This window comes from Mesorhizobium sp. M7A.F.Ca.CA.002.05.1.1 (assembly GCF_003998335.1).
Taxonomy (GTDB): domain Bacteria; phylum Pseudomonadota; class Alphaproteobacteria; order Rhizobiales; family Rhizobiaceae; genus Mesorhizobium.
Genome location: NZ_RZQI01000569.1, coordinates 1 through 3,988, shown reverse-complemented (window position 1 = coordinate 3,988; position 3,988 = coordinate 1). Strand labels below are relative to the sequence as shown.

Genomic DNA, 3,988 nt, shown 5'->3' with positions numbered 1-3,988 from the left:
GGAGTTGAGCATCGAGACGACGACCGGCATGTCGGCGCCGCCGATCGGGATGATCAGCAGGATGCCGAGCACCAGCGAGGCCGCAACGATCAACCAGAAGACCAGTTTGGACTCGGTGGTGACCAGCCTATTTGTATCACAATAAGAAACACATTAGGTATCACAAAATCGGAAATAGCCGCAAGGCTAATCACTAGCTGTCGAAACTTCTATAGTAAATTCAATAGCTTAGCGAGGAAAGTCGATGGTACCGTTGGCTGGGATCGAACCAGCGACCTCCGGATCCACAATCCGGCGCTCTAACCATCTGAGCTACAACGGCACGTTGCCTGAGCGGATCGAAACAGAAACTCATCCGCCCGCTCTGTCGTTCGGCGATGCGTCCTTACGGGCTTATGGATTCTAATTCAAGGCTTTTGGAAAGCAAAGGTCACTTCCCCACATCGACGCGGCATTTGCCCAGCAAGAAGGCGCAGGCAAGGGCCGGGCGACGGACAAAGAAAAAGGCCGGCGGGAGGAGGTGCCGGCCTTTTCCTGTTACGAGCCAGCGGGAGGAGGTGCTGGCTGGTCACCCGGGGAGCAGAGGGAGGAGGTTCCACTCACCGGGTATTCCTTGATGGCTGCTATCATACACCTGATCGTTTTTAAGAAAATGCGACCTTTTGTTGCATCTTCAGATCATGCGCAAATGTTAGGCAACCTTGATTTCCTTCATCGCCTTCTCGAAGGCGGTCTTGATCGGCTTGGAGACGTCCTCGGCCGCCTTGGAGGCAACGGCCTGGAAGTCCTTGGCCTGCTCGACGGTCGATTCGACGCGCTTGCGCAGGAAGGCGGTCTGCAGCTCGACGACTTCCGACAGCGACTTGGCGCCGATCAGGGCTTCGAGGTGGGAAAAGCCGGCCTCGGCATTGGCACGCAAAGCGGAGATGGTCTTGAGCGACAGGTCGTTGGAAACGGTCTTGGCGTTCTCGTAGGTCGACTCCAGAGCCTTCTGGGTCTCCTCGGCGCCGGTCTTCAGCTTGGCATAGGCCTCTTTCGACTGCTCAACGCCCTTTTCGGCGAAGGCGCGCATCTGGTCGGTGGCCTTGGAAGCGTCGAAGCTCGGGAATTCAACGTTTTCGATCGTCTCGGCGGTCTTGGTCCTGGACATTTTCCATCCTTTTCAGCGGCAGCGGCTTTGACAGAAAGCCGTCTCGTTCCTGTATGATGGCAATATAAAGGCAAATTTTGTGCGTTGCAATATCTTTGTTGCAGTGCACCATAAATTTCTTTTGGGCCGTTAACCAAGAGCCCAGATTCCAGCCTTTGCACGTTCTGGCTTGTGGACCTTCGCGCCTCCGGCTTTTATTAACAAAGCGTTAACTGCAAAATCGCCGCTCCGTGAGGTCCGCCAAGCGCATGCCGTCCGAATATTCCTTCCTCGATGTCGCCGTGCTCGACGCGGTCCGCCAGCGCTTTGCGGCAGGCGACGCGATCGCGATCCTGTCGGCGGATCTGGAGCAGGTGATCTGGGCCAACGGGCCAGGAGCCGCGATGTTCGGTTATCCCGACATCGAGGCGATCATCGGCGCCTCGGCGCAGTTGCCCGTGATCGCCAGGCGCCAGATCATGGCGACCAGCGGATTTCCCGAGATTGGCAGTGACCGCGCCATCATGGTGCGGCTGGCGACCGGCATGACCAGCCGCGCCGTCGGCTTCCTGGCCAGTGCGGTGACCATGCCGGACGCCGAAAAGGCGATCATGCTGGCAGTGCCGGCGGCTCAGACCGGGTCACGCAGTGCCGGCGAAATCGCCGCGCGCGCCATTAGCGGCCTCACCGAGGATGGTCATTTCATCGCCTTTGTCGATGCCGGGGGCAACGTCGAGGCGGCCTCGGAAGGATTTTCGGCACTGGGCATCCTGCCGGAGACGCTGGCGGCACTGGTTGCCGACGTCGCAGCCGAGAGCGACCGCATCGTCAAGCGCCTTGTCCCCGGCGGCACGGCCTCCTACCCGGCAGGGCTGGCAAGATTGACCGAGGAGCGGCATCTGCTGGTGGTGATCGACGAGGACCAGCTCGACGACACAGCCCCTGCGGGCGAACATCCTACGCAAACCATTGCCGAGACGGCACCTGCTGGCGACGCGGCTTCCCAGCCGGAACAGGGCCGCGAGGCACCGACCGACGAACCGAGCGCCTCGCAGCCGGCCGGCGACATCGCCGCATCGCAGCATGAGATCGCCGATGCGATCGGGCAGGCGCCGACGGCGGCTAACAGCGATCAGCCGGCAGCAGAGCGCATGCCCGCGCAGCACGACCATTGGTACTTCAACGCCGGCGAGGACGGAGGGCAACAGGCGCCGCGACCTGCCGCGTCCGGACCTGAAGCGCCTCAAGAGCCGGCCGCCCTGGAAGTCCAGTCCACGGCCACGCCGACGACCGTCTCGGCGATAGACCGCGCCGCGGCGCCGGTGCGCTTCGTCTGGCGCACCGATGCCGAAGGCAAGTTCAGCGCGCTGTCGCCGGAATTCGCCGACATCGTCGGCAAGCCGGCGGCCGACGTGATCGGCCGCCGCTTCCGGGATGTCGCCGCTACATTCGGCCTCGACCCCTCCGGCGAGATATCAGGGCTCCTCGAACGGCGCGATACCTGGTCCGGGCGCTCCGTGCTGTGGCCGGTCGTCGGCACCGATCTGAAGATACCGGTCGACCTGGCGGCGCTGCCTGTCTATGGCCGCAGCCGCGCCTTCGAGGGTTTCCGCGGCTTCGGCGTCGCCCGCGCCAGCGACGCGGTCGTCGATCCGGAGGCCATCGGCATGGCGCTGGTGCCCAATAGCCAGGCGCCGGCAACGCCGGAACCGCAAGTCATCCAACCCGCGCCCGAACAGCCGAACGCCGAAGAGCCCAAGACCGAGGACACGCAGGCATCGGATCCGTTCAAGGGCGAGGTGCCGGCGTTGACCATCGTGCCGAAACAGGAGCGGCGCTTTGCCGATAAGGTGATCCGGCTCGCCGAACATCGCCAGCCTGCCAACGACAAGGGCCTGTCGACCCTGGAACGCAGCGCGTTCCGCGAAATCGGCGAGCGGCTGAAGAAGGATAGCGCTCCGGTCGGGCCGCCAGAGACCGAGACTGTGGAGGCATCGGCAGCGGAGACCGAGGCTCCGGTCAATGCGTCCGACGACCCGATGCGCACCGACGGCATCCCTGCGTCAGGGCCAGAGAACGAACCGGTCGAGGCATCCGATGTCGATGCCGAAGACGACCGGGATCTGGCACGGCTTGACGGTCACGCGGACGAAGCCCCTCGTGACGCCCGCTCGGGGGTGAATGTGACGGGCTCGTTGCTCGACTATGCCGGCCAAGATGACGAACGTGGCCCCGTGGCGGCGGAACCAGAGAACACAGCTGCCGTTTCGCCCGGCGAAGAGCCTGAATCCACTGACGCGACACATGATGGCCTCGATGACGACAGCATGACGTCGGCGGATTTTCGCGATGCCGAAGACAATGAGGATTGGGCGCAGCCCGACGAGGAAGCCGCGTCGCCCGACGAGCAGACGGTTGGCGAGGAAACCGCAGGCGTCTCTGCGGAAATACCCCTCGAGCGCCCTCGCCTGCAGGTTCCGCCGCTCAAGGCCGAAGGGTTCGTGCCGTCGGCGTTTTCCGCCGGAGATGAACACAAGGCTCCGGACACGTCGCTGCTCGGCAAGCTGCCCGTGCCGCTGCTCATCCATTCCGGGGACCGGTTGCACTATGCGAATGAGGAATTCCTCAGCCTGACGGGTTACGAGGCGCTTGACGATCTGGCGGATGCCGGCGGCCTCGGCGCGTTGTTTGCCGACCCCTATGCCGACGACGGCGTTTCCGACGGCACCGATCGCGCGCTGCGGCTGAAAACGCGTGACGGACAGGAATTCCCGATCGAGGCCATTTTGCGCTCGGTCCCCTGGCGCGACGGCAAGGCGCTGATGCTGGTCGTGCGACGCTCCGGCGAGGATGATGCGC

Annotated in this window: 2 protein-coding genes, 1 tRNA gene and 1 pseudogene; 1 reads left to right on the top strand and 3 read right to left on the bottom strand. The window is 63.4% G+C overall.

The features are described 5' to 3' along the window. The 3 genes and pseudogenes from EN939_RS24145 to EN939_RS24135 form a co-directional block, all read right to left on the bottom strand. Positions 1-126 (bottom strand): annotated as a pseudogene (locus EN939_RS24145) (NAD(P)(+) transhydrogenase (Re/Si-specific) subunit beta); the annotation flags it as partial. A gap of 119 nt (positions 127-245) precedes the next feature. Then, positions 246-322: transfer RNA gene (locus EN939_RS24140), tRNA-His, on the bottom strand. Positions 323-691: 369 nt separating this feature from the next. Next, positions 692-1,150 (bottom strand): phasin, encoded by a 459-nt coding sequence (locus tag EN939_RS24135; RefSeq protein WP_127270189.1) that lies wholly within the window; start codon positions 1,148-1,150, stop codon positions 692-694. 248 nt (positions 1,151-1,398) lie between these two features. Here EN939_RS24135 and EN939_RS24130 point away from each other — a divergent pair. Beyond that, positions 1,399-3,988 (top strand): PAS domain-containing protein (locus EN939_RS24130; RefSeq protein WP_127270187.1); only part of this gene is annotated, 2,590 nt, incomplete at its 3' end.

Excerpts from the sequence above, each read along its gene's own strand:
- EN939_RS24135 (WP_127270189.1), bottom strand. The coding sequence starts at position 1,150 with ATGTCCAGGACCAAGACCGCCGAGACGATCGAAAACGTTGAATTCCCG.